The following is a 4,079-nucleotide window of genomic DNA, read 5'->3' on the forward strand; positions in this document are numbered from 1 at the left end:
GCCAGTTGGCGATGTGCTGGCTGGAGATGCGCAGCGTCGCGCGGTCCTCCATCAGGCCGACGTCCTCGATGTCCGGCACCTTGGAGCAGCCGATGCCCTGGTCGATCCAGCGCACGACGTAGCCGAGGATGCCCTGGGCGTTGTTGTCGAGCTCCTGCTGCAGCACGTCGGGGGCCCAGTTGGTGTCGGTCGCGACCGGCACCGCCAGCAGGTCGTCGAGCAGGTCGGCCTGCTCGCCCTCCAGGCCGGCCTGGACCGCGGCGACGTCGACCTGGTGGTAGTGCAGCGCGTGCAGCGTCGCGGCGGTCGGCGAAGGCACCCAGGCGGTGTTGGCGCCGGCCTTGGGGTGCCCGATCTTCTGCTCCAGCATGTCGGCCATCAGGTCGGGCATGGCCCACATGCCCTTGCCGATCTGGGCCCTGCCGCGCAGGCCGCAGCGCAGGCCGGCGAGGACGTTGTTGCGCTCGTAGGCCTGGATCCAGCGGGTCGCCTTCATGGCGCCCTTGCGGACCATCGGGCCGGCCTCCATCGAGGTGTGGATCTCGTCGCCGGTGCGGTCGAGGAAGCCGGTGTTGATGAAGGCGACGCGGTGCCGGGCCGCTTCGATGCAGGCCTCGAGGTTCAGCGTCGTGCGCCGCTCCTCGTCCATGATCCCCATCTTGACGGTGTAGCGCTCCAGCCCGGCGAGGTCCTCGGCGCGGGCGAAGAGCTCGTCGGCGAAGGCGACCTCCTCGGGCCCGTGCATCTTCGGCTTGACGATGTAGACGCTGCCGGCGCGGGAGTTGCGCAGGGCGCCGCCGCCCTTGAGGTCGTGGCAGGCGATCAGCACGGTGACCGCGGCGTCCAGGATGCCCTCGGGGATCTCGCTGCCGTCCTCGAGCAGGACCGCCGGGTTGGTCATCAGGTGGCCGACGTTGCGCACGAACATCAGCGAGCGGCCGGGCAGGCTGAAGCCGCCGCCGTCGGGGGCGGTGTAGCCGCGGTCGGGGTTGAGCCGGCGGGTGATGGTCTCGCCGCCCTTGGCGACCTGCTCGGTGAGGTCGCCCTTCATCAGGCCGAGCCAGCGGCTGTAGACCAGCACCTTGTCCTCGGCGTCGACCGCGGCGACCGAATCCTCGCAGTCCATGATGGTGGTCAGCGCCGCCTCGACCAGCAGGTCCTTGACGCCGGCGGCGTCGGTGCCGCCGATCGGGTGGTCGCGGTTGACCTGGATCTCGAAATGCAGGCCGTTGTGGACCAGCAGCAGGGCCGAGGGCGCGCCCGCGTCCCCGACGTAGCCGCGGAACTGCGCCGGGTCGGCCAGGCCGACGGTGCCGCCCTCGGTCTCGGCGGCGAGCCGGCCCTCGGCGACGCGGTAGGCCGTGACCGCGGCGTGGGAGGCGCCCTCCAGCGGGGCGGAGCGGTCGAGGAAGTCGCGGGCGAAGGCGATGACCTTGGCGCCGCGCTTCGGGTTGTAGGCCCGGCCCTTCTCGGCGCCCCCGGTCTCGGGGATGGCGTCGGTGCCGTAGAGCGCGTCGTAGAGGCTGCCCCAGCGGGCGTTGGCGGCGTTGAGCGCGTAGCGCGCGTTCGACACCGGCACGACCAGCTGCGGGCCGGCCTGGCGGGCGACCTCCTCGTCGATCTTCGAGGTCTCGATGCGGAAGGGCGCCGGCGGCGGCTGCAGGTAGCCGATCTCCTCCAGGAAGGCGCGGTAGGCGTCCGGCTCGAAGCCGGCGCGCCGCTCGCGGTGCCAGGCGTCGATCCTGGCCTGCAGCGCCTCGCGCTTCTCCAGCAGGGCACGGTTGCGCGGCGCCAGCTCGTGGGCCAGGGCGTCGAGGCCGGCCCAGAAGCCTGCCGCCTCGACGCCGGTGCCCGGCAGCGCGCGGTCTTCCAGGAAGGCGGCGAGATCGGCCGATACGCTCAGCCGGCAGCGGGGAAGATATGTGCTCACGGGGTGCTATCTAGCGTAATCGGCACGTCGCGGAAAACAGCTTTTCTTCGGGAAAGTTGCGCGCGGGGTCCCGTCGCGGTGCCGCAGGACACGGTCCGCACCCGCGCGTTCCTGCGCGGTTTACAGTGCCGTGACGGGACACTATAGTCCGCGCGCCTCGGGGCAGGGCCACTGCCCCGCATTCCGCATTCCCGCACACGCGCGAGTCGAGCGATCAGCGATGAAGATACTGACCGGTAACTCCAACCGGCCGTTGGCAGAGGCGATCTCGGCCTTTCTCAACCTGCCGCTGACCAACGCGTCGGTGCGCCGCTTCTCGGACGACGAGGTCTTCGTCGAGATCCACGAGAACGTCCGCGGCGAGGACGTCTTCCTGGTCCAGTCGACCTGCTATCCGGCCAACGACAACCTGATGGAGCTGCTGGTCGCGCTCGACGCCCTGCGCCGCGGCTCGGCGCGACGGGTGACCGCGGTCATCCCCTACTTCGGCTACGCCCGCCAGGACCGCAAGTCGGGGCCGCGCACGCCGATCTCGGCCAAGCTGGTCGCCAACCTGATCACGGCCGCGGGCGCGGCGCGGGTGCTGACCCTCGACCTGCACGCCGGGCAGATTCAGGGCTTCTTCGACATCCCGACCGACAACCTCTTCGCCGCCCCGGTCTTCGTCAACGACATCCTGGACAAGTACGACGGCGAGGGGCTGACCGTGGTCTCGCCCGACGTCGGCGGCGTCGTCCGCGCCCGCCAGATCGCCAAGCGCATCGACGCCGACCTGGCGATCATCGACAAGCGGCGCGAGCGCGCCGGCGTCTCCGAGGTCATGAACATCATCGGCGACGTCAAGGACCGGCGCTGCATCCTGGTCGACGACATCGTCGATTCGGCCGGCACGCTGTGCAACGCCGCGGTCGCGCTGATGGGCGCCGGCGCCACGGCGGTCAGCGCCTACGTGACCCACGGCGTGCTGTCCGGCAACGCGGTCGCGCGCGTCACCTCCTCGCCGATCGAGGAGCTCGTGTTTACCGACTCGATCCCGGCGACCCAGGCGGTGCGGGTCGCCCAGAACATCCGCCAGCTGACCATTGCGCCGCTGCTCGGCGAAGCCATGCGGCGGATCAGCGACGAGCGGTCCGTCTCGAGCCTGTTCGACCACCCGCCGGTCTAGCCCCTCGGGGCGGAGCGGCCTTCACCGGCCGGCGCGGGCACCCCTGGAGGCCCGGTCGCGCCACCTGCCGTCCCGCCCCAGGCGAGCGGCTTTCCTTCTCGAGGAGCGAGAAAGCAAGATGACCGAAACCCATACCTTGACCGCTGAGCTGCGGGAGCGGGCCGGAAAGGGGGCCGCCCGTGCCGTACGCCGCACCGGCCGGGTCCCCGCCGTGATCTACGGCGCCGGCAAGGCGCCGCTGTCGATCTCCCTGGCCGATCCGGACGTCAAGCGCGAGATCAACCGCTCGGCCTTCCTGACGACGCTGTTCGACATCAAGGTCGAAGGCGGCGGCACGGAGCGCGTGCTGCCCCGCGACGTCCACTTCGACCCGGTCCTCGACTGGCCGCTGCACATCGACTTCCTGCGGGTCTCGGCGACGACCAAGGTCACCGTGCAGGTCCACGTGCACTTCCTAAACGAGGAGGAGTCGCCGGGCCTGAAGCGTGGCGGCCTGCTGAACATCGTGCGCCACGAAGTCGGCCTGATCTGCTCGGCGGACAACATGCCCGACCATATCGAATGCGACCTGACCGGCTTCGAGATCGGCGACTCGATCCACATCAGCCACGTCAAGCTGCCCGACGGGGTCGAGCTGGAGATCGATGACCGCGACTTCACCGTCGCGACCATCGCCACGCCGAGCGCCGTCGCAGCGGAGCAGGCCGAGGCCCAGGCCGAGGCGGAGCACGCCGACGAGGAAGAGGGCGAGGAAGCCGGCGAGGCCGAGGGCGAAGCCACCGAGGACTAGGCCCTCCCGGCTGCTCGACCCGGCGGGACGAGTCCAGAGCCGGGCGCAGCCGGGCCCCCCTTGCAGGAGGAGCCGCGCCATGCTGCTGCTGGTCGGCCTCGGCAATCCGGGGCTCAGCTACGCCGGCAACCGCCACAACGTCGGCTTCCTGGCGCTGGAGGCGATCGTCCGCCGCCACGGCTTCACGCCGTGGC

3 protein-coding genes and 1 pseudogene are annotated in these 4,079 nt (G+C 70.9%); 3 read left to right on the forward strand and 1 reads right to left on the reverse strand.

Annotation, left to right across the window (positions count from 1 at the left end; translation table 11 throughout):
• Window positions 1-1,930 (reverse strand): malate synthase G (locus WD341_RS17900; protein WP_368426853.1); only part of this gene is annotated, 1,930 nt, incomplete at its 3' end.
• Between the two features lie 220 nt (window positions 1,931-2,150).
• Between WD341_RS17900 and WD341_RS17905 the strand changes: the two genes are divergently transcribed.
• From WD341_RS17905 to WD341_RS17915, 3 genes and pseudogenes are all read left to right on the forward strand, one after another.
• Window positions 2,151-3,095: a ribose-phosphate pyrophosphokinase gene (locus tag WD341_RS17905; protein ID WP_368426854.1), complete on the forward strand. Its 945-nt coding sequence runs from the start codon at window positions 2,151-2,153 to the stop codon at window positions 3,093-3,095.
• A 118-nt stretch (window positions 3,096-3,213) separates the two neighbouring features.
• A complete protein-coding gene (locus WD341_RS17910; protein ID WP_368426855.1) occupies window positions 3,214-3,885 on the forward strand; it encodes a 50S ribosomal protein L25/general stress protein Ctc in 672 nt (223 codons plus the stop codon).
• Between the two features lie 79 nt (window positions 3,886-3,964).
• Window positions 3,965-4,079: pseudogene (locus WD341_RS17915) on the forward strand (aminoacyl-tRNA hydrolase); the annotation flags it as partial.

The organism is Tistlia sp. (genome assembly GCF_040905785.1).
Lineage (GTDB): Bacteria > Pseudomonadota > Alphaproteobacteria > Kiloniellales > DSM-21159 > Tistlia.